At 59.2% G+C, this 22,589-nt stretch carries 21 protein-coding genes; 7 read left to right on the top strand and 14 right to left on the bottom strand.

Features of this window, described 5'->3' with window-relative positions; all coding sequences use genetic code 11:
- Positions 1-8: 8 nt before the first annotated feature.
- Positions 9-926, bottom strand: a complete 918-nt coding sequence (metR, locus tag AC0IXS_RS08090; RefSeq protein ID WP_025993876.1) for a transcriptional regulator MetR — start codon at positions 924-926, stop codon at positions 9-11.
- Between the two features lie 106 nt (positions 927-1,032).
- On the opposite strand from metR, the gene AC0IXS_RS08085 reads away from it, so the two are divergent.
- The 3 genes from AC0IXS_RS08085 to AC0IXS_RS08075 all read left to right on the top strand — a co-directional run bounded on the left by AC0IXS_RS08085 (position 1,033) and on the right by AC0IXS_RS08075 (position 3,576).
- Positions 1,033-1,734, top strand: a complete 702-nt coding sequence (locus AC0IXS_RS08085; RefSeq protein ID WP_057409531.1) for a uroporphyrinogen decarboxylase/cobalamine-independent methonine synthase family protein — start codon at positions 1,033-1,035, stop codon at positions 1,732-1,734.
- A 131-nt stretch (positions 1,735-1,865) separates the two neighbouring features.
- On the top strand, positions 1,866-2,858 hold the full coding sequence (locus AC0IXS_RS08080; RefSeq protein ID WP_057409542.1) for an alpha/beta fold hydrolase: 993 nt from the start codon (positions 1,866-1,868) through the stop codon (positions 2,856-2,858).
- 70 nt (positions 2,859-2,928) lie between these two features.
- Positions 2,929-3,576, top strand: a complete 648-nt coding sequence (locus tag AC0IXS_RS08075; protein ID WP_057409530.1) for a DsbA family oxidoreductase — start codon at positions 2,929-2,931, stop codon at positions 3,574-3,576.
- Positions 3,577-3,593: 17 nt separating this feature from the next.
- On the opposite strand, the gene AC0IXS_RS08070 is transcribed toward AC0IXS_RS08075, so the two are convergent.
- The 11 genes from AC0IXS_RS08070 to AC0IXS_RS08020 form a co-directional block, all read right to left on the bottom strand.
- Positions 3,594-3,959 (bottom strand): GlpM family protein, encoded by a 366-nt coding sequence (locus tag AC0IXS_RS08070; protein WP_161987334.1) that lies wholly within the window; start codon positions 3,957-3,959, stop codon positions 3,594-3,596.
- Positions 3,960-3,979: 20 nt separating this feature from the next.
- On the bottom strand, positions 3,980-5,308 hold the full coding sequence (aauR, locus tag AC0IXS_RS08065; RefSeq protein WP_004881851.1) for a two-component response regulator AauR: 1,329 nt from the start codon (positions 5,306-5,308) through the stop codon (positions 3,980-3,982).
- Between the two features lie 10 nt (positions 5,309-5,318).
- Positions 5,319-7,235 (bottom strand): two-component sensor histidine kinase AauS, encoded by a 1,917-nt coding sequence (aauS, locus tag AC0IXS_RS08060; protein ID WP_137202353.1) that lies wholly within the window; start codon positions 7,233-7,235, stop codon positions 5,319-5,321.
- Between the two features lie 59 nt (positions 7,236-7,294).
- Positions 7,295-8,029 carry an amino acid ABC transporter ATP-binding protein gene (locus tag AC0IXS_RS08055; RefSeq protein WP_025993871.1) on the bottom strand — a complete coding sequence of 245 codons (735 nt, stop codon included), beginning with the start codon at positions 8,027-8,029 and terminating at the stop codon, positions 7,295-7,297.
- Positions 8,026-8,694: an amino acid ABC transporter permease gene (locus tag AC0IXS_RS08050; protein ID WP_032632644.1), complete on the bottom strand. Its 669-nt coding sequence runs from the start codon at positions 8,692-8,694 to the stop codon at positions 8,026-8,028. Before AC0IXS_RS08050 ends, AC0IXS_RS08055 begins: the two co-directional genes overlap by 4 nt.
- Positions 8,691-9,437, bottom strand: coding sequence for an amino acid ABC transporter permease (locus AC0IXS_RS08045; RefSeq protein WP_449117716.1), 747 nt, complete (start codon positions 9,435-9,437; stop codon positions 8,691-8,693). Before AC0IXS_RS08045 ends, AC0IXS_RS08050 begins: the two co-directional genes overlap by 4 nt.
- A gap of 113 nt (positions 9,438-9,550) precedes the next feature.
- Positions 9,551-10,483: a glutamate/aspartate ABC transporter substrate-binding protein gene (locus tag AC0IXS_RS08040; protein ID WP_057409524.1), complete on the bottom strand. Its 933-nt coding sequence runs from the start codon at positions 10,481-10,483 to the stop codon at positions 9,551-9,553.
- Between the two features lie 462 nt (positions 10,484-10,945).
- Complete coding sequence (glpD, locus tag AC0IXS_RS08035; protein ID WP_439922227.1) at positions 10,946-12,487, bottom strand: glycerol-3-phosphate dehydrogenase; 1,542 nt, start codon at positions 12,485-12,487, stop codon at positions 10,946-10,948.
- Positions 12,488-13,015: 528 nt separating this feature from the next.
- The gene (locus tag AC0IXS_RS08030; RefSeq protein WP_004881858.1) at positions 13,016-13,771 is read right to left on the bottom strand and encodes a DeoR/GlpR family transcriptional regulator; all 756 of its coding nucleotides are present in this window, start codon (positions 13,769-13,771) and stop codon (positions 13,016-13,018) included.
- Between the two features lie 98 nt (positions 13,772-13,869).
- Positions 13,870-15,375, bottom strand: a complete 1,506-nt coding sequence (glpK, locus tag AC0IXS_RS08025) for a glycerol kinase GlpK (RefSeq protein ID WP_057409523.1) — start codon at positions 15,373-15,375, stop codon at positions 13,870-13,872.
- 30 nt (positions 15,376-15,405) lie between these two features.
- Positions 15,406-16,275, bottom strand: a complete 870-nt coding sequence (locus AC0IXS_RS08020) for an MIP/aquaporin family protein (RefSeq protein WP_058431772.1) — start codon at positions 16,273-16,275, stop codon at positions 15,406-15,408.
- A 352-nt stretch (positions 16,276-16,627) separates the two neighbouring features.
- Between AC0IXS_RS08020 and ybaK the strand changes: the two genes are divergently transcribed.
- Positions 16,628-17,098, top strand: coding sequence for a Cys-tRNA(Pro) deacylase (ybaK, locus tag AC0IXS_RS08015; protein ID WP_057409521.1), 471 nt, complete (start codon positions 16,628-16,630; stop codon positions 17,096-17,098).
- A 9-nt stretch (positions 17,099-17,107) separates the two neighbouring features.
- Here the strand turns inward: ybaK and AC0IXS_RS08010 are convergent, their stop codons facing one another.
- Both AC0IXS_RS08010 and argF read right to left on the bottom strand, forming a co-directional pair.
- The gene (locus AC0IXS_RS08010) at positions 17,108-18,184 is read right to left on the bottom strand and encodes an ABC transporter ATP-binding protein (RefSeq protein WP_471824309.1); all 1,077 of its coding nucleotides are present in this window, start codon (positions 18,182-18,184) and stop codon (positions 17,108-17,110) included.
- Positions 18,181-19,101, bottom strand: coding sequence for an ornithine carbamoyltransferase (gene argF, locus AC0IXS_RS08005; protein WP_025993862.1), 921 nt, complete (start codon positions 19,099-19,101; stop codon positions 18,181-18,183). The genes AC0IXS_RS08010 and argF overlap by 4 nt, the downstream gene beginning before the upstream one ends.
- A gap of 439 nt (positions 19,102-19,540) precedes the next feature.
- Between argF and AC0IXS_RS08000 the strand changes: the two genes are divergently transcribed.
- From AC0IXS_RS08000 to grxD, 3 genes are all read left to right on the top strand, one after another.
- A complete protein-coding gene (locus AC0IXS_RS08000) occupies positions 19,541-19,834 on the top strand; it encodes a hypothetical protein (protein ID WP_025993861.1) in 294 nt (97 codons plus the stop codon).
- A gap of 131 nt (positions 19,835-19,965) precedes the next feature.
- A complete protein-coding gene (locus AC0IXS_RS07995; protein ID WP_122668390.1) occupies positions 19,966-22,074 on the top strand; it encodes a molybdopterin oxidoreductase family protein in 2,109 nt (702 codons plus the stop codon).
- A 90-nt stretch (positions 22,075-22,164) separates the two neighbouring features.
- The gene (gene grxD / locus AC0IXS_RS07990; RefSeq protein WP_004881866.1) at positions 22,165-22,491 is read left to right on the top strand and encodes a Grx4 family monothiol glutaredoxin; all 327 of its coding nucleotides are present in this window, start codon (positions 22,165-22,167) and stop codon (positions 22,489-22,491) included.
- Positions 22,492-22,589: the final 98 nt, after the last annotated feature.

Here is a 22,589-nt window from a genome sequence, read left to right as displayed (position 1 = left end):
GCAAGGTGTCAGCGAACCGCGCTGACACCATCCAGCGTCGAGAATGACGTGTCCTTGGCGGTCAGCAGAAAATCGCGCATGTAGGGCGCGTCCAGCATGTCTGCGCGAATACCGGCATAAAGCGTTGCGAACAATCCCTTCTCCCCCAGCCGCTTGCCTTTGACGTAGCCGCGCGAGCTGTACTCGTGCAGCGCCCAGTGCGGCATGCCGCATACGCCACGGCCGCTGGCGACCAGTTGCATCATCATCACGGTCAGTTCCGACGTCCTCACTTGCGCGGGCTCGATGTCGGCTGGCTCCAGAAAGCGCGTGAAGATATCCAGCCGGTCGCGCTCCACTGGGTAAGTGATCAACGTTTCAGTCAGCAGGTCGTCAGGGACCACGTAGGGGCGGCTCGCCAGTGCGTGCTGATTGGCCACCGCGAGCATTGCTTCGTAGGTGAACAGCGGCACGTAAGTGATGCCGGGCAACTCCAGCGGGTCCGAAGTCACCACCAGATCCAGATCGCCACGGGCGAGCGCTGGCAGCGGGGCGAACGAGAAACCCGAGGACAGATCCAACTCCACCTCCGGCCAGGCATCACGGAACTGGTCGATGGTCGGCATCAGCCACTGAAAACAGCTGTGGCATTCGATGGCCATGTGCAGGCGACCCGCCGTGCCGCCCGCCAGCCGCGCGATGTCCCGCTCGGCAGCGCGAAGCTGAGGCAGCAGCGAGTCGGCCAGTTGCAACAGGCGCAGACCGGCACTGGTGAACCGAACGGGTTTGGTCTTGCGCACGAACAGCGGCATGGCCATGCGCTCTTCCAGTTCCTTGAACTGGTGCGAGAGCGCCGACTGGGTCAGATGCAGACGTTCCGCCGCCTCTACGAGGCTGTCGGCTTCACGCAAGGCGTGGAGGGTTTTGAGGTGGCGTATCTCAAGCACGGTCAGTGCTCCATGAATAGTATTTGTGATCAACACGAAAAAAATGAGTTTGTCTCATGATGCTTCGGCTGTCGACAATGGCGCCATCTTTTATGGAGGACGCCTCATGGCTCTGGCACACACACCTGACTCCCTGCGCATCGGCGCCGACCGTGAATTGCAACAGGCTCTGCAGGCGTGCTGGCAGCGTGATGAATCCTGTTCACACACGCCAGTCCAGTGGCTGGCCGAGCAGTTTTCTTCGCTGATTCCCCACCTGATTCAGGACCAGCGTTTCCAGCCGGACTGGGAACTGCTGCTCAAGGATGCCCATGACGCCGAAGCACAGGGGCACAAACCCTCTGTGATCGGCCCGCTGACGTATCTGTGGTTCGCTCAGGCAGAACAGGGCTTCGACAAGCTCGACCTGCTGGAACGACTGCTGCCTGCCTATGGCGAGATTTTCGGTCGACTGGCTGCCAGAGGCGTCGAGTGGGTGCAGATCGATGAGCCGATCCTGACCCTGGACCTGCCGCTGGAGTGGCGCAACGCGTTCGAGCGCGCGTACCACATCCTTCAGTACTCGCCGCTGAAGAAGCTGGTCGCGACCTACCGTGGTGACCTGAAGGACAACCTTGGCGTAGCGGCCTTGTTGCCGGTCACCGGCCTTCACATCGACAGCGTCAGCGTGCCTGAGCAACTGGCGCCCGTGTTCGATCGTCTGCCCATCTACAAGGTCCTGTCTCTTGGCAGCGCCAGCGATCAGCTCGAACTTGTTCAGGAGGCGCGCGCCCGTTTTGGTGACAACCTGCTGCTCGCCTGTGCCTGATCAGGTTCTGTTCAGGTCCGTAAACGACCGTTGAGCACCCTTCATCAAATTGTCACGTAACTGTGGCAGCGCGCTTTGCAAAACATCATCAGACTCGTTGCCTACTGGGGATCTGTTTTTTGGTGTTTTTCATGCGGGTTTTAATATTTCTGGCCGCGCTTTTGTGCGGCCTGCAGTCCTTTGCGGCTGATCGATGTGATGTCAATGTTCCTGTGCACGTGGCCGACCTCAAGGAAGTCCGGATTGCCTACCAGAGTATCGGCAGTGAATCCGACCCTGCCTTGCTGCTGGTCATGGGTTTGGGCGGGCAACTGATTCACTGGCCTGATGAAGTCGTGGTTGCGCTCTGTCAGCAGGGTTACCGCGTAATTCGTTACGACAACCGTGATGTCGGTCTGTCGACCTGGGTGCAACAGCCTGCCGATGCCAACCTCACGTATGAAGTGCTGCGCTACAAGCTGGGCCTGCCGGTGTCCGCGCCTTATTCGCTGACCGACATGGCCGATGACGCGCTGGGTCTGATGGATGCGTTGCAGATTCGTCAGTTCCACGTGCTCGGTGCCAGCATGGGTGGGATGATTGCCCAGCATCTGGCAGATCTTGCCCCTTCGCGGGTCGAGAGTATGACGTTGATCATGACCAGTTCTGGCGCCCAGGGGCTGCCGATGCCGAGCCCCGCGCTGATGCAGCTTCTGGCCCGCCGTGGTGCGCCGAATCGCGAGGTGGCTATCGAACAACAGGCCGATCTGCTGGCTGCGCTGGGCAGTCCGGAGGTCAAGGACGATCGTGCGCAACTGCTGCATCAGGCAGCGGTGTCCTATGACCGGGCGTTCAACCCGGAAGGGGTCAAGCGTCAGATCATGGCGATTCTGGCCGAGCCCAGCCGGGTGGAACTGCTCAACCGGCTGCGCTTGCCAGTGCTGGTCGTACACGGCACGGCCGACCCGCTGTTGCCGGTGATGCACGGTGTGCATGTCGCGGCGCATATTCAAGGCAGTCAGCTACGTTTGATTCCGGGACTTGCTCACCGTTTTCAGGAAGCGTTCAAGGCCCCGTTGCTCGGTGCAGTGCTGCCTTACCTGAAGGCGCAGCACGAAGATGGTCGCAGCCTGGCGCAGTTGTAAAACCCGGCACGGTTGAAAGGGATGGGCAGAGGTGTATCGTGTGGCTTTTGCCGATTGAGCGAGGGCCAGCATGAGCACTGTACTGAAAATCGATTTCGTTTCCGACGTTTCCTGCCCCTGGTGCGTCATCGGCCTGCGGGCGCTGGACAAGGCGCTGGCTGAACTGGGCGATGAAGTACAGGCGCAGATCCATTTCCAGCCGTTCGAGCTGAACCCGAACATGCCGGCCGAAGGGCAGGACATCAAGGAACACATCGCCGAAAAGTACGGTTCGACACCGGAACAGATCGAAGGCATTCACGACACCATCCGTGAGCGCGGCGCCGAGCAGGGCTTTGTCTTTGCTCAGGGCGAACGGCGTATCTACAACACGTTCGACGCCCACCGCCTGCTGCACTGGGCCGAGCTTGAAGGCAGGCAGCATGCCTTGAAAGACGCGCTGTTCGAAGCGTATTTCAGCGATCTGAAAGACCCTTCCAATCACCAGACCCTGGCGGATGTAGCTCAGAGAGTGGGCCTTGACCGCGTGCGTGCCCAGGCCGTTCTGGACAACAACGAATACGCCAACGAAGTACGCGAGACCGAACAGCTCTGGACCTCTCGCGGCGTCAGCTCGGTGCCGACCATCGTGTTCAACGACCAATACGCCGTCTCGGGCGGTCAGCCGGTTGACGTGTTCGTCAGCGCAATCCGGCAGATTCTCAGCGAGGCGAAGTGAGGTAAAGCCTTACGCCGTCACCCATGAACCCTGATCCACACCGTCACCAGCAGCGTCGCAGCGATCAGCCAGGCGACGGCGGCCAGCGCCAGTGAGGCTTCCAGGCGCAGGCGGTCGACCAGCAGGTAGAGCGCCGCGAGGTAGACGAAGTAAGGGATGATCGACCACATGCCGAACAGGATCGTGGTTTTCAGATCGTCCAGCGAGCGGCCCTTGCCGACGATGTAGTGGGCGATGAGTGCGAAGGTCGGAAACAGCGGCACCAGGCCCGCAATGTAGTAATTGCGGGTCTTGGCCAGTGCCGCGAGTATCACCACCACCGCGCCGCCCAACAGGGCCTTGAGTACCAGATCCAATGGATTCTCCTGCTTGAAAGGCGTCATCGCGCCGCTATGGAAAGGGCTCAGAGCCCGTATTTCTTGACCTTGTCGAACAGCGTGGTCTTGGCCATGCCCAGTTCCTGACTGGCCTGGCTGAGATTGCCGCCGCTGCGTTGCAGGGCCTCGCTGAGCAGGTTGCGCTCAAAGGCCTCCACCGCTTCGGCAAAGCCCAGGCTCTGATTCTCGATCACGGTGCCGGTCTGTTTGAAGGCCGGCAAACCCAGCGAAAAGCGTTCGGCAACGTTGCGCAACTCCCGCACATTGCCCGGCCAGTCATGGCTCATCAGGCTGGACACGGTCTGGCGGTCCAGCTCCGGCGGCTCGCGGTCGAAGCGCAGCGAGGACAGCTGCAGAAAGTGCTCGAACAGTTGCAGAATGTCTTCACGGCGTTCGCGTAGCGGTGGAAGCTCAAGCGTCACGACGTTCAGGCGGTAATACAGGTCGCTGCGAAACTGGTTGGTCCGGCCCAGCGCATTCAGATCGGACTTGGTGGCGGCAATGACCCGGCAATCCACCGCCACACTCTGGTTTGAACCCAGACGTTCCAGCGTGCGCTCCTGCAGGACCCGCAACAGTTTGATCTGCAGGTTGACTGGCATGCTTTCCACTTCATCGAGAAACAGCGTGCCGTTGTCGGCGTGCTCGATCTTGCCGATCCGGCGTTTGCCTGCGCCGGTAAAGGCGTTGGCCTCATGGCCAAAAATTTCCGACTCGAACAGGCTTTCCGCCAGTCCTCCGCAATTGAGCGCCACGAACTGACTGGCTTTGCGCCTGCTGAAATCATGCAGGCAGCGGGCGACCAGTTCCTTGCCGGTGCCGGTCTCACCTTCGATCAGCACGTTGGCCGAGGTATCAGCCACGTTGGCAATCAGGGCGCGCAGGTTCTGCATGGCCGGTGAGCGGCCGATGATCTTGCCTTCCAGTGAATCGCGTTCGGCCAGTTGCCTGCGCAGCGACCACACTTCCCGCGCCAGTCCGCGTTGCTCCAGTGCGCGGCGCGTGACGTCCACCAGACGCTCGGGCGAGAAGGGCTTTTCCATGAAGTCATAAGCACCGTCGCGCATGGCGTTGACGGCCATCGAAATGTCGCCATGCCCGGTAATCAGCACCACGGGCAAACTGCTGTCACGCGCCTTGAGGCGGGTCAGCAATTCCAGCCCGTCGATGCCTGGCAAGCGGATATCGCTGATGACGATACCCGCAAAATTATCGCCAATGCGCAGCAAGGCTTCCTCGGCGCTCGAAACGCCTTCGCTGACGATATCTTCCAGCGCCAGTGCCTGCTGACAACCCAGCAGCACGTGCGGATCGTCTTCAACGATCAGGACGGTCAGGTCGTTGTTGATGTTCATGGGTGTTGCCTCATGTCGGCTCGCCCTGGCGAGGTTCGGTTGGAGCGCTTTCGATGAATGGCAGGCAGAGGACAAAGCAGGTGCCGCCATCGCCCGGATGCTCGGCACTCAGACTGCCGCCCGCCGCAGCCGCCAGACTTGCCGACAGGGTCAGGCCAAGCCCGAGGCCTTGCTCGCCGGGTTTGGTGGTAAAGAAGGGTTCGAAGAGATGTTTGCGCGCTTCCATGTCGATTCCGTGGCCGTTGTCGCGCACCAGCAGGCGATAGCGACCCTCGGCAATCGCCCCTTCGATCCACAGTTCCGGGCTGGGCTGTGCATGCATGGCGTCGAGCGCATTGCCGATCAGGTTGACGAGGATCTGTTCCAGACGGGTCTGGTCGATGGCGAGCGTGGCATCGGCAAAACCCTGGTGCAGCCGCAGCGCGGATTGTTCGATCCGTACGGCAAGTAACTGCAGCGCGGCGTCCAGAGCCTTGCACAGTTGAGCCTGGCCCTTGTCGTCGCCGCGTCGGGCGAAGGCGCGCAGACTGGCGGTGATGCGACCCATGCGGTCCACCAGATCGTTGATGGTGCGCAGGTTGGCGCTTGCAGTTTCCAGCGCGCCGCGCTCCAGAAAGCGCACCGTGTTACCGGACAGCGTACGCAACGCCGCCAGCGGCTGGTTCAACTCATGGGCGATACTGGTAGACATCTGGCCGATGGCGGCGAGTTTGCCGGCCTGCACCAGTTCATCCTGGGCTTTGCGCAGTGTGTCCTCGGCCTGTCGTCGCTCACGAATCTGCGCCTTCAAGCGTTCGTTGCTGGCGCGCAGGTGCTCGGTGCGCTCGGCAATCTTGCGCTCCAACTCATTGTTGGCGGCTTCCAGCGCCTCGCGTGCGGCCAGTCGAGTCGCGATCACCTTGCGGCGTTCGTTCCAGGCAATCAGCAAAAACGTCACCAGCGCACAGGCCACGGCCACTAGCATGCCCTGGCTGGCGGCTTCCCGGCGCAGGTCTTCAAGCGGGGTGAGCAGCGTCAGGTGCCAGGGGCTATCGTTCAATGGCCGTGTCTGCGCCAGATAACTGACCTGCGTGTGCTCGCGGTCAACCGTGGCGTTGGCAGGAAAGGTGAGCTTTTCGACGCTTTCGGACAGTGACTCGCGTTCCAATGGCACCAGTTCGTTCAGCGGCCACCAGTAATATTGCAGGCTGCGCGCCAGTCGTTCCTTGATGTCCGGTGTCAGCGGACGCACCGATTTCAATCGGCGGGCCGGATCGCTCGACAGGATGATGATGCCGTTTTCATCGCTGACGAAGGCTTCCAGGCGTGCCCGCTGCCAGCGTTCTTCAAGCGCTTCGAGTCGGACCTTGATCACCGCGACACCGATTATCCGGCCTTTCTCTTCCAGACCGTGGGCCAGGTAATAGCCGGATTCGCCGGTGGTGGTGCCGATTCCGTAGAAGCGTCCGGGCAGGCCGCGCACTGCATCCTGGAAGTAGGCACGAAAGGACAGGTCTTCGCCCTGATAACTGTCGCTGTCGCGCCAGTTGCTGGTAGCCAGAACGCGGCCGGTGGTGTCGAGCACGTAGATAGCGCGGCTGCGACTGCGGCGGTTCAGGCCTTCAAGGTAGCGATTGACCTCTTGCTGCAGTTCGGGACTTGGCTCGTTAAGCAACTGCGAAACGCTGGATTCCAGTTCCAGAACGCTGGGGAGGTAGGTGTATTTGCTGATCTCGCTTTCGACGGTGCGAGCATGCAGTTCCAACTGACGTTCGCCGCTTTCGCTCAGGCTCTTGATACCGTTGTTTTCGCTGACCAGATACGCAGCGTAGCCGAGCCCGATCATCAGCACGAAGATCAGGGGCGGGAGGAACAGCTGGCGAATCAGGCGGGGTTTCACGGCGAGTGATGGCGGCGCGGCGCGATAAAGAGTGGGGTCGCATTTCATCACAGTCGTCCTGAGCCGAACAGCGGCCCGTGTACCACGGGCCGCTGTCAGCCTAATGCTTAGTGCTGGAGGATCTTGGCGAGGAATTGCTGGGCGCGTTCGGAACGTGCAGACACGTCACCGAAGAACTCTTCCTTGGCGCAGTCTTCGACGATCTGTCCCTTGTCCATGAAGATCACGCGATTGGCGACCTTGCGGGCGAAGCCCATTTCGTGGGTCACGCACATCATGGTCATGCCTTCGTGAGCCAGTTGCACCATCACGTCGAGCACTTCGTTGACCATTTCCGGGTCGAGTGCCGAAGTCGGTTCATCGAACAGCATGACCACCGGGTCCATCGCCAGCGCACGAGCAATCGCCACACGCTGCTGCTGACCACCGGAAAGCTGGCCCGGGTGCTTGTGGGCATGCTCGGACAGGCCGACACGGTCCAGTAGTTTCAGGCCTTTTTCAGTCGCTTCGGCCTTGCTGCGGCCCAGCACCTTGATCTGGGCGATGGTCAGGTTTTCGACGATGGTCAGGTGCGGGAACAGCTCGAAGTGCTGGAACACCATGCCGACGCGCGAGCGCAGTTTCGGCAGGTTGGTTCTGGAGTCGGAGATCGACGTGCCATCGACCACGATGTCGCCTTTCTGGAATGGCTCCAGAGCGTTCACGCACTTGATCAGGGTCGATTTGCCGGAACCGGAAGGACCGCAGACCACGACCACTTCGCCCTTGCTGACCTCGGTGCTGCAATCGGTCAGTACCTGGAAGTCCCCATACCACTTGTTGACGTTCTTGATGGAAATCATACGGCGAACCTTTTTTGCAAACGCTTCACCAGCAACGAGGCGGCAAAGCTGATCGTGAAATACACCAGACCGGCAATGATCAGGAACTCGTTGGCGCGACCGATGATGTCGCCGCTGGCACGCGAGGCGTTGAGGAAGTCCACAAGGCCGACGGTGTAAACCAGAGAGGTGTCCTGAAACAGAATGATGCTCTGTTGCAGCAGCAGGGGCGTCATCTTGCGAAACGCCTGAGGCAGGATGATCAGGCGCATCATCTGGCCGTAGTTCATGCCCAGCGCCTGGGCCGCGCCCATTTGTCCCTTGGAAATGGATTGCACACCGGCACGCACGATTTCGCAGAAGTAGGCGGCCTCGAACATCATGAATGCGACGACGCAGGAGGTGAACGCACCGATTGGCGTGTCCTCACCGGTGATCCAGCGCAGCACGAACGGCACCGCCAGGTAGAACCAGGTGATCACCAGCAGCAGCGGGATTGAGCGAAAGTAGTTCACGTAAGCGCCTGCCACATTGGCCAGCAGCTTGTTCGAAGACAGACGCATCAAGGCCAGCACAGTGCCGAGCAGCAGACCGCCGACCACACCCATCGCCATCAGCTTCAGGGTCATGACCATGCCGTTCCACAGGCCCGGCAGGGCTGGAACGATTCCAGTGAAGTCCATCATTTACCTCCCACGGAAATCAGGCCGGGCACGGCGACTTTCTTCTCGATCACACGCATCAACAGCATCAGGCTCATGTTCAGCGTGAAGTAGATGAGGGTGGCCAGCGTGAAGGCTTCGAACAGGTTCGCGGAAAACTCGGCGGTCTGCTTGGTCTGCGCGAGCAGTTCCATCAGGCCGATCAGCGAGGCCACCGAAGAGTTCTTGAACACGTTCAGGAATTCGGAGGTAAGTGGCGGAATGATGATGCGGTAGGCTTGAGGCAGCAGCACGTTCCAGTAGATCTGCGGCAGCTTGAAGCCCATGGCGCGGGCGGCTGATTCCTGGCCCTTTGGCAGCGCCTGGATGCCGGTACGGACCTGTTCGCAGACCCGTGCAGCAGTAAACAGGCCCAGACAGACCACAACGCTCAGAAATGCCGAGGTGGTGGGGTTGAGGTCTTGCTTGTACCACTCCTGCAGGTTTTCAGGCAGCAGATCGGGTACCAGGAAGTACCAGATGAACAGCTGCACCAGCAGTGGCACATTACGGAAGATTTCCACGTAGGTCGTGGCAATACCTGATACCAGGCGGTTCGGTACAGTGCGCATGACGCCCAGTATCGAACCCAGTATCAAGGCGATGATCCAGGCGACGACTGCAATGGCGATAGTCCAGCCCAGACCGGATATGAACCAGTCCAGATAGGTTTCGCTGCCGACGCCGGTGGACTTGAAGAACACGCCCCAGTCCCAGTTGTAATTCATCAGGGTCTCCCCCTCTTGTTCTATTGCTATCGAGATGCACGCAGTGTCGGTTCCCGAGCGGGTGATTCAGCCCGCTCGGGGTGCAGTCAGTTCAGCGAGGCTGAACCGGTTGCTCAGGCTTTCTTTTCTTCGAGTGCTTTAGCGGTTTCGGCTGCCTGGTCGGTCGGATTCTTGATCAGCTCTTTGATTTTTTCGCTCATCGGGAATTCGAGGTTCAGGCCTTTTGGCGGGACCGGGGACTGGAACCACTTGTTGTAGATGGTGTTGATTTCGCCCGACTTGTAGGTTGCAACGATGGCGTCGTCCACGGCCTTCTTGAAAGGAGCATCTCCTTTGCGAACCATGCAGCCGTAGATTTCGTAGGACTGTGCGGTACCGGTCACTGCCCAGTCATCCGGCTTCTTGGCCTTGGCCATTTCGCCTGCCAGCAGGGCGTCGTCCATCATGAACGCGACGGCGCGGCCCGATTCCAGCATCTGGAAGGACTCACCGTGGTCCTTGGCGGAGATAACGTTCATGCCCATCTGCTTGTCGGCGTTCATGGCCTTCAGGATGCGCTCGGACGTGGTGCCGGCGGTGGTCACGACGTTCTTGCCTTTCAGGTCATCGAAGTCCTTGTAGCTGGAGTCTTTCTTGGACAGCAGACGGGTGCCGACCTCGAAGATGCCGACCGAGAAATCAACCTGCTGCTGACGCTCGACGTTGTTGGTGGTCGAGCCACATTCCACGTCGACGGTGCCGTTCTGAACCAGCGGGATTCGGGTCTGGGACGTCACCAGGTTGTACTTGACCTTCAGGTCAGGCATGTCCAGTTCTTTCTTGATGCCTTCGACGATCTTCAGCTGGATGTCGTGGGAGTAGCCCATCGGCACGCCGGAAGCGTCAGCAATGTAGGAGAACGGGATGGAGGCGTCGCGGTGGCCAAGGGTGATGGTGCCGGACTCTTTGATCTTCTTCAGAGTGCCAGTCAGTTCTGCTGCGAAAACCGGAGTGCTGATCAGAGTGGCAGCGATTGCTGCGCCCAGCAGATGGGGAACGATGCGCATCGATGAATCCTCGATTTCATTTTTATTGATAGGACGCCTTGAGGGACATCCACTTCTTTGACGATGGCTTCAACGGCGTCCATGGTAGACACACGCTAATGTCGAAGCGGTCGATGCAAAGTGTAGAGCATGAGTCGTGCCAGGCTTTCGAGGATGGTCAACTGACTGAAATTAAAGGGTTTTTATCTGGAGGCAATGTGTTGAACGGCAGACGTTCGTCCGGGAAGCCGAATTTCGCAGCAATGGCTGTTCGGAAAACCGAATGAGTAGGGAAGGGGGCGGGTGAGTGACGGTTGGAAAGGTGTTGCGCGTAACAACAGGCGCACCGTTAGTATCGGATACGCGGTTGCAGCAAAGAACCGAACCGTATGAGGCGTCACTTGGCGGCTAGTCCGACGCGATAGCCGCCTTACACAGGGTTTTCAGTTGCGTGGTCTCACTAGAGGCGGGCGTTACACCCGATCAGGCCGCTTCGATCGCCGCCTTGTTGCGCGCAACCGTTTCCAGATAATTGCTCACCGCTGCCTGTTCTTCCGGCGTAGTGAACAGACCCAGCTTGGTACGGCGCCACAGGATGTCATCGATACTGGTGGCCCATTCCTGATCGCACAGGTAATCAACTTCTCGGGCATACAAGCCGCCACCCAGATGTTGACCCATGTCTTCAAGACTCTGCACACCTTCCAGCAGGCGCCAGCTGCGGCTGCCGTAGGTGATCGCCCAACGCTTGGCGATCGGCGTCGGCAACCAGGTGTGACGACGGGTCAGTTCGCTGGCCAGCGCTTCGGGCGTCGTCATGTCTTCCCCACCCGGCAGTGCAGATGTGGCGGTCCAGCTTGGCTTCATCTGCTTGAAGAACGGTGCCAGTTGCGCCATGGCCGATTCGGCGAGTTTGCGGTAGGTGGTCAGCTTGCCGCCGAACACCGACAGGATCGGCGCCTCGTCGGCACCACCGGACAGCGAAAGGGTGTAGTCACGGGTAATCGCAGACGGGTTGTCGGATTCGTCGTTGCACAGCGGGCGGACACCGGAGTATGTGTGCAGCACGTCGGCACGGGTCAGTTGCTTCTTGAAGTGATCGTTGGCCACTTTCAGCACGTAGTCCATCTCGCCGTCGGTGATCTCCACCTTGTTCGGATCGCCCTGATACTCACGGTCGGTGGTGCCGACAATGGTGAAGTGATCCATATACGGTATGGTGAACACGATGCGCTTGTCTTCGTTCTGCAGAATGAACGCATGTTCGCCCTCGTACAGCTTCGGCACGATCAGGTGGCTGCCCTGGATCAGGCGAATACCGTAGGCCGATTCAAGCTTCAGGTCTTCACGGATGAACTTGGCCACCCACGGACCGGCCGCGTTGACCAGCGCCTTGGCATGAATTGAAAACAGGCTGCCGTCGCTGCGTTCCAGATGCAGATGCCACAGACCTTTGATGCGACGGGCACTGACACAGCGCGTCTGGGTGTGGATGTGCGCACCGTTCTCACGAGCTGCCATGGCGTTTAGCACCACCAGGCGGGCGTCGTCTACCCAGCAGTCGGAGTATTCGAAACCACGGGTGATGCTGGAATTCAATGGGCTGTCGGCGCCGAAACGAATCGTGCGCGAAGCAGGCAACTTCTCACGCTTGCCCAAGTGATCGTAAAGGAACATGCCAGCACGAATCATCCACGCCGGGCGCAGGTGCGGACGGTGCGGGAGTACAAAACGCATGGGCTTGACGATGTGCGGTGCCTTGGCCAGCAGCACTTCGCGCTCTGCCAGTGCTTCACGTACCAGACGGAATTCGTAGTGTTCCAGATAGCGCAGCCCACCGTGGATCAGCTTGCTGCTGGCCGACGAGGTGTGGCTGGCGAGGTCGTCTTTTTCGCACAGGAAGACCGACAGGCCACGCCCGGAGGCGTCTGCCGCAATACCGACGCCATTGATGCCACCACCGATTACGGCGATGTCGTAGACCTCGGAAAGAGGGGCGGCGGATGTCGCGTGGGTCTGGGGCATTGTTGGCCTCCTGAAGGATGCTTGAGCTGTGCTCGAAAGGCGAATCTGAACATTAATGTTCACTTTCGAAAATCATAGCTCAATAAAAATCCCCTCGCCAGCGACGATTGATTGAAATTACTGATGACGAACGTAAAAAAGAACAAATATGAACATTGTAGGACGGGATGAGTGGCGGTCATGGATCGGCGATCATCGCTGCGAGCGGCGGGGTAGAGGGTTCGCGAAACAGTCACCCAAGGGCGAAAAGGTGACTTGAGGTATGCGCTCGGCTCACTGAGCGACACTGATCGTTCCGCACGCTCCGCGTGGGAATGCCTCTAAGGACGCTCCGCGTCACAAATCGCACAGACTGAGGATTCAGTGAGCCGAGCGCATGATGTGGATAACGCTGGAGCTTGGGCACGCATCTGCGCCACATTCAAGAGCGGACGCGGAGCATCCTGGGAACGATCATCATCGTATTCCTCCAGGAGGACTTGTGTATAACGATGAGCGCGGAGCGATGGGCACGATCAGTCATCGTGATCAAACCACCTCAAGCCGAATCTTGTGCTGGTTCAGCAGCTGCTGCAGCGCTGGCACAGGTGGCTCATCAGTGACCAGGCAGTCGATCAGGGTGATCGGCCCGAGCCTGACCATCGCGTTGCGTCCGAACTTGCTGGAGTCGGCTGCCAGCAACACCTTGCGTGCATTGGCGATGATCGCCTGCGACACGCGGACTTCCTGATAATCGAAATCCAGCAGACTGCCGTCCTCGTCGATACCGCTGATGCCGACCAGCGCGAAATCGACCTTGAACTGCGAGATGAAGTCGACACTGGCCTGACCCACCACGCCGCCGTCACGGCGCACATTGCCGCCTGCCAGCAGCACTTCGAAATCATCCTTGGCGCTCAGGATCGATGCGACATGCAGGTTGTTGGTGATGATTTTCAGGTTGTTGTGATTGAGCAGGGCACGAGCGATGGATTCGGTGGTGGTACCGATATTGATGAACAGCGAGGCGTTGTCGGGGATTTGTGCTGCGATGGCTTCAGCAATCCGCTGTTTTTCATCGCGCATCTGATCCGCACGCATGGCGTAGGCGGTGTTTTCGATGCTGGAGTCATAGGCCGCGCCGCCATGGTAGCGACGCAGCAGGTTCATTTCCGCAAGCTGGTTGATGTCTCGACGGATGGTTTGCGGGGTCACGACGAACAGCGTCGCCATTTCATCGATGCTGACGTAGCCGCGATCACGGACCAGTTCGAGGATCTGTTGTTGGCGGGGAGGCAGGTTCATTGTTTTTCCTTGGGCGCCCACTGCAAATGGCGCCCATCATGCCGCAGGGACATGGGCTCTGTCAGCCGGAAATCCTGCTCCTCGCCAGACCGGCAGGCTTACTCCTCGTTTTCGTGCGGTTCCCAGTCACGGGTACGGGCCACAGCTTTTTTCCAGCCCGCATACAACTTTTCTTTATGCGCTTCTTCGCACAGGGGCTCGAAAACGCGCTCGATCACAGCCTTGTTGCGCAACTCGTCCAGGCTGCTCCAGAAGCCGATGGCCAGACCCGCCAGGAACGCCGCGCCCAGTGCCGTCGTTTCGCGCATCTGCGGACGTTCTACATGAGTACCCAGGATGTCTGCCTGGAACTGCATGAGGAAATTGTTGGCCACCGCGCCGCCGTCCACACGCAGGGATTTGAGGCGTTCGCCGGAATCCTGCTGCATGGCGTCCAGCACGTCACGGGTCTGATAGGCGATGGATTCCAGCGCCGCACGGATGATGTGATCGACTTTCACGCCGCGGGTCAGGCCGAACAGCGCGCCACGTGCATACGGGTCCCAGTAGGGTGCGCCCAGACCGGTAAAGGCTGGCACCAGGTAAACGCCGTTGCTGTCCTTGACCTTGCTCGCGAAGTATTCGGTGTCCAGCGCGTCGTTGATGATCTTCAATTCGTCACGCAGCCACTGCACGGTCGAACCGCCGTTGAACACGGCACCTTCAAGCGCATAAGCCACTTCGCCACGCGGGCCGCAGCCGATGGTGGTGAGCATGCCATGAGCTGATTTCACCGCTTTCTTGCCGGTGTTCATCAGCAGGAAGCAACCGGTGCCGTAGGTGTTTTTCGCCTGACCCGGCTCGACGCACATCTGGCCGAACAGTGCTGCCTGCTGGTCGCCCGCGATGCCGGCAATCGGGATGCCGCTCTTGCTGTGGCCATAGACCTCGGACGAGGCTTTGACCTCGGGCAGGATCTCGCGCGGGATATCCAGCACGTCGAGCATGCGCTGATCCCATTCCAGGGTATGAATGTTGAACAGCATGGTGCGCGAAGCGTTGGTGTAGTCGGTGACGTGAACCTTGCCGCCGGTGAATTTCCAGATCAGCCAGGTATCGATGGTGCCGAACATCAGCTCACCCTTGCGGGCGCGCTCGCGGCTGCCTTCGACGTTGTCCAGGATCCACTTGACCTTGGAGCCGGAGAAGTACGGGTCGATGACCAGACCAGTAGTGTCCTTGATGTATTCCTCAAGGCCGTCGCGCTTGAGCTGCTGGCAGATTTCAGTGCTGCGGCGGCATTGCCAGACGATTGCGTTATAGATCGGGCGGCCAGTGTCACGCTCCCAGATCACGGTGGTTTCGCGCTGGTTGGTGATACCGATGGCGGCAATCTGGTTGTGGTGCAGATCGGCCTGGGCCAGCGCTTTGGTCATGCACGCGGTCTGGGTGGCGAAGATTTCCATCGGGTCGTGCTCGACCCAGCCAGCCTGCGGATAATGCTGGACGAATTCGCTTTGGGCAGTGCTCACCACATTGGCATCGCGGTCGAAGATGATGGCCCGCGAGCTGGTTGTGCCCTGATCAAGGGCAATGATGTAGTTCTTGTTCTGTGTGTCAGTCATGTCGATTGCCTTGCGTTATTGGGGTGGAATTCAAGATGACGCTTGAGCCTTGCCGCGAACCGCGCTGGTGTCTTTTTTGAGGTCTTTTTCGTTTGCAACAGGATCGGCGCCGGGCAGATGGCGCGCAATCAACATGCGGTAGCCGGCGGCGCCGAGGCAGGCACCCAGAATGGGCGCAAAAATCGGAACCAGGAAATAAGGTATGTCACGACCGCCGGTGAATGCTATCTCACCCCAGCCAGCAATGAACGTCATCATTTTCGGGCCGAAGTCGCGAGCAGGATTCATCGCAAACCCGGTCAGCGGACCCATGGCGCTGCCGATCACGGCTACCAGCAGACCGATCAGCAGAGGAGCCAGTGCGCCGCGTGGCAGACCGTTATTATCGTCGCCCAGCGCCATGATCACGCCCATCAGGATGGTGGTGATGACCATCTCGACCAGAAAGGCCTGGCCAACGGAAATGGCAGGGTTGGGATAGGTGGAGAACACCGATGCCAGTTCAAGACTCTGCTCGGTACCACGAATGATGTGGTGCGCATGTTCGAAGTCGAAAAAGAGGCTGACGTACAGAAGGTACACAAGGCCTGCGCCGCAGAACGCACCGGCGATCTGGGAAGCGATGTAAAAAGGCAGTTTTCGTTTTTCGAAACCGGCAAACAGACTCAGCGCGATGCTGACCGCCGGGTTGAGGTGTGCGCCGGAAATACCTGCGCTGAGGTAGATGCCCATGCTGACGGCCATCCCCCAGATGATGCAGATTTCCCAAAGTCCGAAAGAAGCACCCGCGACCTTGAGCGCTGCAACGCATCCGGTCCCGAAAAAAATCATCAGGGCTGTGCCCAGGAATTCAGCAGTACATTGTGCGGAAAGCGTCGGTTGTCGGGTTGCAATGGTCATGAATACCTCATTTTTGTTTTTGTCGCGGCACCGTATGCAGACACGGATGCTCGTTATTGCGGCGTGTCAGGATTCGTCAGAATACTGGTCACTGATGCGAGTTATACCGAAAAACAGCGTTCGTTAATATTCGTAAACGAAAAAATATAGACAATAAAGAACCCTGTCAAAGGTCGGAACTGAACGGTCACTGAAAAATATCACGGTCAGGTCTTAGTTTGTTTCTGCATGTTTTGTAGGAAAAGTCTTGATGGTTTTAAATAGCCATCAAGGTTGCAGCCTTTATGGATCAAGGCGCTTCCCGATAATTTGGCTTAAAGTAGCGCCCACCTTGATCTGTCCGGAGTGATGAATGACCCCCGCGTTGGATTTATTGAAAAAAGTTCGGGCCGAACACCGCGTCCACAGTTATGAACACGATCCCAAGGCGGCATCGTATGGTCTGGAGGCGGCAGAGAAGCTGGGTCTGGAACCGGCCCGCGTATTCAAGACGCTGCTGGCCAGTACCGAAAAGGGCGAGCTGCTGGTCGCGGTGGTGCCGGTCGTCGGAACCCTGGATCTGAAGGCGCTGGCTCACGCCGCTGGCGCCAAGAAGACTGAAATGGCCGACCCGGCCGCAGCGCAACGCTCGACCGGTTATCTGTTGGGCGGTATCAGTCCGCTGGGTCAGAAAAAGCGCCTGCGCACGTTCATCGACGAAACGGCCAGGCCATTCGAGACCATTTTTGTCAGTGCGGGCAGGAGAGGGCTGGAAGTGGAGCTGTCAGCGCAGGTGCTGGCGGCTCACACCAGCGCGACCTTCGCCGCCATCGGTCGTGAGTGAGTCGACGACTCAGCCATTGACCGCATGTGCGGCGACACTGCCGGGCGCTGCAAACAGCACCAGATGATCGGCGGCGACCTGAATGCCGACCTGCTCGCCGGTCAGGTGATCGGCGTGGCTGGGGAATATGGCTTCGAGCTGGCTGCCGGTCGGCAATTGCAGGCGATACAGGGTTGATGCGCCTTGAAAGGTTCGACCGATGACCCGCGCCTTCAGCGCGCTTTGCGGTGCATGAACAATGTCGTCCGGGCGCAACAGCACGTCTACCGCGCTGCCACTGACACCCGGATATGCCCGGTTGCCGCGCAGAACGCCCAGTTCGGTCTGTACCGATTCGTGGTCGATCATCTGACCGCGAATGAAATACCCCTGACCGATGAAGCTGGCGACAAAAGGCGTCTGCGGCTCGTGGTACAGGTTGTAGGGCGTGTCCCACTGCTCCAGTCGGCCTTCCTTGAACACGCCGACGTGATCGCTGACCGCGAACGCTTCTTCCTGATCGTGGGTCACCAGGATTGCGCTGGTGCCACGAGCCTTGAGGATGTCGCGTACCTCGTGACTCAAGCGCCTGCGCAACTCGCCGTCCAGATTGGAAAACGGCTCATCGAGCAGCAACAACTGCGGCTCCGGTGCCAGCGCCCTGGCGAGCGCTACGCGCTGCTGTTGCCCGCCAGACAGTTCGTGCGGATAGCGTCTGCCCAGTCCGGCGAGATTGACCAGTTCCAGGAGCTCAGTCGTCACCTGTTCACGGCGCGGGTGCTTGCGGATGCCGAAGGCGATATTTTCAGCGACACTCAGGTGCGGGAACAGGGCGTAGTCCTGAAACACCATGCCGATACGACGCTTTTCCGGTGCCCGCGTCCAGCCTGGACGGGAGATCACTTCGCCCGCCAGCGTGATTTCGCCCGCATGGATCGGTTCGAAACCGGCAATGGCGCGCAATGTCGTGGTCTTGCCGCAGCCTGAAGAGCCCAGCAGGCAGCCGATTTCACCGGCGTTGAGGTGCAGATTCAGATCCTGCACCACACGCTGGTTGTCATAGCCGCACGCCAGATTGCGCAGGTTCAGCAGCAAGGCCTGAGTCATGCTGGCTGACAGGATGGCGCGACGAGAAATTCCAGCAGCGCCTTCTGCGCATGCAGACGGTTTTCCGCCTGATCCCACGCCACAGAGCGCTGATCGTCCAGCAGATCGACGCTGATTTCCTCACCCCGATGGGCTGGCAGGCAATGCATGAACAGCACGTCTTTATCAGCGAGGTCGAGCAGCGCGCGCGTCACCTGGAACGGTGCAAACAGGGCCATGCGCTTGGCGGTTTCCTCTTCCTGGCCCATCGAGGTCCAGACATCGGTGCTCACCAGATGCGCGCCTTCGACCGCTGCCTTCGGGTCACGAACAATCGTCACGCGATCCCCGGCCAGGGCCATGAATTCGGGATTGGGCTCGTAACCCAGCGGGCAGGCAACGCGCAAATGGAAGTCGAACCGGATCGCCGCTTCTATATAGCTGTTGCACATGTTGTTGCCGTCACCGATCCACGCCACGGTCTTGCCCTTGATCGAGCCACGATGCTCGAGAAAGGTCTGCATGTCGGCCAGCAGCTGGCACGGGTGCAGGTCATCCGACAGACCGTTGATCACCGGCACACGGGAATTGGCCGCGAACTCGACCAGATTGCTGTGGGCATAGGTACGGATCATGACCGCGTCGAGCATGCGGGACATGACCTTGGCGCTGTCGGCAATCGGCTCACCACGGCCCAGTTGCGTGTCGCGATGCGACAAAAAGATGGCCTGGCCGCCCAACTGGATCATGCCGGCTTCAAAGGAAAGACGGGTACGTGTCGAGGATTTTTCAAAAATCATCCCCAGTACCCGGTTCTTCAGGGGTTCAAAAAGCACGCCGCGATTTCGCAGGTCTTTGAGCTCTACGCCACGACGGATCAAGCCCAGCAGTTCGTCTGGGGTGTAATCCATCATCGAGAGAAAGTGCCTGGCGTTCATGATTAACTACCTTTTTTGCAACAGACCGCAGTGTTTCAAAGCCGGGTTTTATCGAGAAAACGGGCGAACACTGCGGCGAAAGCCGCGCGAGGCGACGAATAAGAGAGGCGCGATAGTATAAAAAAATGTCGCGTCTTACCAATAGCATGCTTTATTTTGGATAGCTGTGTGAATCGGGGTGCCGTGCTTCAGGCTTTATATTAAATCCTGCATCGCGCTGAAAACGGACTACTCTGGAGCAGGCCTTTAGCCATCTCTTCGCTTTCCAAAGGCAGCATTTGTACACTGCCCAAAGCGGGATTGGCAATTAGTACCAATCCTGCAACAGTCCGGCAGCGAATGCGACGTGCTTCACGCGCCTTGAATAATGACCGTTTCCTAAACAACGGCCTTAGGTTATAAAGCCTCGTTGGTATCATCATTGATTGGGAGATCGGGAATGGACTCTAAAGAGCGTCAACTAACGGAATTGCTCGGGCTGACTGCCCGTACCTTGACCCACCTCACCGCATCCATGACCTCCATGTCCTTTGAATTGCTGCGTAGCGAAGACGAAGTCACGCGCACCGCCGGACGCCGCATGATTGATCGCATGGCGACCATCAGCTCGGGGCTCGATGAGCACTGGCGTCTGATCGGCGACCTGACTGGCGTGCACTTGGCCCAGGAACAGATCGAAACCGTGACCGAAATCCAGCTGCAGCGCAAGGTTGTCACACCGATCGGCGGTTGACCGACGAAGCATCCGTCGGCCTGATGGCCCCTGATTCATGATGCGAAGCCGAGTGGCGAAGGCCGTCTACACGCACCATAGTGATTGTTCCGCAATCGAACGGATTGCCACGACACCACTATGAGGCTGCGATGACCCGGACCGAACACCACCGTGCCTGTCATCTGTGTGAGGCCATTTGCGGCCTGACCATCGAAACCACGCTTGAGCCTGACGCGACGCGAAGAATCACCTCGATCAAGGGGGATCCGCTCGACAGTTTCAGCCGCGGCCATATTTGCCCCAAGGCCGTCGCGCTGCAGGACATCCAGAATGACCCTGATCGCCTGCGCCAGCCCATGCTGCGTTCAGGCGATCAATGGCAGCCGATTGCCTGGCAGGATGCGTTCGAGCGGGTAGCCGAGCGACTGGCGGCCATTCAGCAGCGCGATGGCCAGAACGCCGTGGCGGTCTATCAGGGCAACCCCAGCGTTCACAACTATGGGTTGATGACCCACAGTAATTACTTTCTCGGTCTGCTCAAGACGCGCAATCGCTTCTCCGCAACGTCTGTGGATCAGTTGCCTCATCACCTGACCAGTTTTCTGATGTACGGCCACGGCATGCTGCTGCCGATTCCGGACATTGATCACACGGATTTCATGCTGATTCTGGGCGGCAATCCGTTGGCTTCGAATGGCAGCATCATGACCGTCCCCGATGTTGAAAAACGTTTGAAAGCCATACAGAAGCGCGGCGGAAAGGTCGTGGTCGTCGACCCGCGACGCAGCGAGACTGCCGCCATTGCCGATCAGCACCTGTTCGTACGCCCCGGTGGCGACGCTGCGTTGCTGTTCGGGGTGCTTCATACCCTGTTCGAAGAAGGGCTGGCCCGCGGCAGCCATTTGCCTGTCGATGGACTCGATCAGGTGCGGGAGGCCATTTCCGATTTCAGTGCCGAGGCCATGAGTCTGCGCTGTGGCATCGACGCGCAACAGATCCGTCAGTTGGCCAGGGATTTCGCCGCCGCCGAGACAGCTGTCTGCTACGGACGCATGGGTGTTTCGACCCAGGCGTTCGGGACCCTGTGCCATTGGCTGGTGCAGCTCATCAACCTGGTAACCGGCAACCTCGACCGTGTCGGTGGGGTGCTCTGCACCCAGCCTGCGGTGGACATCGTGGGCTCTACGTCTGGCGGTCACTTCAATCGCTGGCAGAGCCGCGTGTCCGGTTTGCCTGAATACGGCGGCGAGCTGCCGGTCTCGGCGCTGGCCGAGGAGATGCTGCATGAAGGGGAGGGGCAGGTGCGTGCGCTGGTGACGGTTGCAGGCAACCCAGTGTTGTCGACGCCGAACGGACGCCAACTCGAAAGAGCCCTTGAAGGGCTGGAGTTCATGGTCAGCATCGACCTGTATATCAATGAAACCACTCGCTATGCCGACCTGATTCTGCCGTCTACTTCCGCCCTGGAGAATGACCACTACGACACGACCTTCAATACTCTCGCGGTGCGTAACGTCACCCGCTTCAATCGAGCGATCTTCGACAAGCCCGAAGGCGCACTGCATGACTGGGAAATCTTCGTCGGCCTGGCCAGGGCATTTGCTGCCAAAACGCAAAAAGACCTGAAGTCGACCCTGCCGCCCGCGCAGATGATCGATCATGGCCTGCGCAGCGGGCGTTATGGCGATGCATCGGTTCACAAGCTTTCGCTGGCGACGCTGGACAATCATCCTCACGGTCTTGATCTGGGAGCGCTGCAACCGAACCTCAGCGAGCGCCTGAAGACCGCCAACGGCCATGTTCAGGCAGCGCCCGACGTCATCATGGCCGACCTGGCCCGCTTCAGAGCCGCACCCGTGCCGCAGCCGGACCAACTGTTGTTGATTGGACGTCGCCACGTGCGCAGCAACAATTCCTGGATGCACAATTATCATCGGCTGGTGAAGGGCAAGCCGCGTCATCAGTTACTGATGCATCCCGACGACTTGAGCCGTCGAGGTCTGAACGACGGGCAGCAGGTGCGCGTCAGCTCGCGGGTCGGCATGATCGAGGTCGAGGTCGTGGGCAGTCTGGACATGATGCCTGGCGTGGTCAGCCTGCCTCACGGCTGGGGCCACGCACGTGCCGGTGTGCGCATGGAGATTGCGCAGAATCAGCCCGGTGTCAGCGCCAATGACTTGACCGACGAACGTCAGCTGGATGTGCTGTCGGGCAATGCCGCCTTGAACGGCGTGCCGGTACAAGTCGCTGCCTGTTGAGGTTCAAGACAGAGCGTCTGACTCGGGATTCCGTTACAATGCGCCACCGTGCCGACAACTGAGTCGGGAAAAATTCAGCCGAGGTGCTTCATGGATATCATCGAAACGATCAAAGAGCAGATTGCCAACAACACCATTCTGCTTTACATGAAAGGCGCTCCAAACGCGCCACAGTGTGGCTTTTCGGCCAAGGCTTCCCAGGCGTTGATGGCGTGCGGCGAAAAATTCGCTTACGTCGACATCCTGCAGAACCCCGAAATCCGCGCCAATCTACCCAAGTACGCCAACTGGCCGACCTTCCCACAGCTGTGGGTTGCCGGTGAACTGGTTGGCGGCAGCGACATCATCACCGAGATGATGGCTGACGGCTCGCTTCAAGAGCTGGTCAAGACAGCATCGGCCGCCAAGGCCGAGTAAGACGGTGATTTGATGGATCGGTAGCACTACGCGCCGGTTCATCAAGCCGTTCTACAGACAAGAAAAAGCCCGCTCTCCAATGGAGGCGGGCTTTTTTC

The organism is Pseudomonas sp. AC016 (genome assembly GCF_979253365.1).
The sequence above is the reverse complement of the archived record's forward strand: the minus strand, read 5'-3'. Positions and strand labels throughout refer to the sequence as shown.

What these genes read in the sequence shown, in the direction of transcription:
- glpK (WP_057409523.1), bottom strand. Translation starts at nt 15,375, where the DNA reads ATGACTGACACACAGAACAAGAACTACATCATTGCCCTTGATCAGGGC.
- AC0IXS_RS08020 (WP_058431772.1), bottom strand. Translation starts at nt 16,275, where the DNA reads ATGACCATTGCAACCCGACAACCGACGCTTTCCGCACAATGTACTGCT.
- aauS (WP_137202353.1), bottom strand. Translation starts at nt 7,235, where the DNA reads ATGAAATGCGACCCCACTCTTTATCGCGCCGCGCCGCCATCACTCGCC.
- AC0IXS_RS08030 (WP_004881858.1), bottom strand. Translation starts at nt 13,771, where the DNA reads ATGAACCTGCCTCCCCGCCAACAACAGATCCTCGAACTGGTCCGTGAT.
- AC0IXS_RS08010 (WP_471824309.1), bottom strand. Translation starts at nt 18,184, where the DNA reads ATGACTCAGGCCTTGCTGCTGAACCTGCGCAATCTGGCGTGCGGCTAT.
- AC0IXS_RS08085 (WP_057409531.1), top strand. Translation starts at nt 1,033, where the DNA reads ATGGCTCTGGCACACACACCTGACTCCCTGCGCATCGGCGCCGACCGT.
- argF (WP_025993862.1), bottom strand. Translation starts at nt 19,101, where the DNA reads ATGAACGCCAGGCACTTTCTCTCGATGATGGATTACACCCCAGACGAA.
- AC0IXS_RS08055 (WP_025993871.1), bottom strand. Translation starts at nt 8,029, where the DNA reads ATGATTTCCATCAAGAACGTCAACAAGTGGTATGGGGACTTCCAGGTA.
- grxD (WP_004881866.1), top strand. Translation starts at nt 22,165, where the DNA reads ATGGATATCATCGAAACGATCAAAGAGCAGATTGCCAACAACACCATT.
- AC0IXS_RS08080 (WP_057409542.1), top strand. Translation starts at nt 1,866, where the DNA reads ATGCGGGTTTTAATATTTCTGGCCGCGCTTTTGTGCGGCCTGCAGTCC.
- ybaK (WP_057409521.1), top strand. Translation starts at nt 16,628, where the DNA reads ATGACCCCCGCGTTGGATTTATTGAAAAAAGTTCGGGCCGAACACCGC.
- AC0IXS_RS08045 (WP_449117716.1), bottom strand. Translation starts at nt 9,437, where the DNA reads ATGAATTACAACTGGGACTGGGGCGTGTTCTTCAAGTCCACCGGCGTC.
- AC0IXS_RS08000 (WP_025993861.1), top strand. Translation starts at nt 19,541, where the DNA reads ATGGACTCTAAAGAGCGTCAACTAACGGAATTGCTCGGGCTGACTGCC.
- AC0IXS_RS07995 (WP_122668390.1), top strand. Translation starts at nt 19,966, where the DNA reads ATGACCCGGACCGAACACCACCGTGCCTGTCATCTGTGTGAGGCCATT.
- AC0IXS_RS08075 (WP_057409530.1), top strand. Translation starts at nt 2,929, where the DNA reads ATGAGCACTGTACTGAAAATCGATTTCGTTTCCGACGTTTCCTGCCCC.
- AC0IXS_RS08070 (WP_161987334.1), bottom strand. Translation starts at nt 3,959, where the DNA reads ATGACGCCTTTCAAGCAGGAGAATCCATTGGATCTGGTACTCAAGGCC.
- AC0IXS_RS08050 (WP_032632644.1), bottom strand. Translation starts at nt 8,694, where the DNA reads ATGATGGACTTCACTGGAATCGTTCCAGCCCTGCCGGGCCTGTGGAAC.
- AC0IXS_RS08040 (WP_057409524.1), bottom strand. Translation starts at nt 10,483, where the DNA reads ATGCGCATCGTTCCCCATCTGCTGGGCGCAGCAATCGCTGCCACTCTG.
- glpD (WP_439922227.1), bottom strand. Translation starts at nt 12,487, where the DNA reads ATGCCCCAGACCCACGCGACATCCGCCGCCCCTCTTTCCGAGGTCTAC.
- aauR (WP_004881851.1), bottom strand. Translation starts at nt 5,308, where the DNA reads ATGAACATCAACAACGACCTGACCGTCCTGATCGTTGAAGACGATCCG.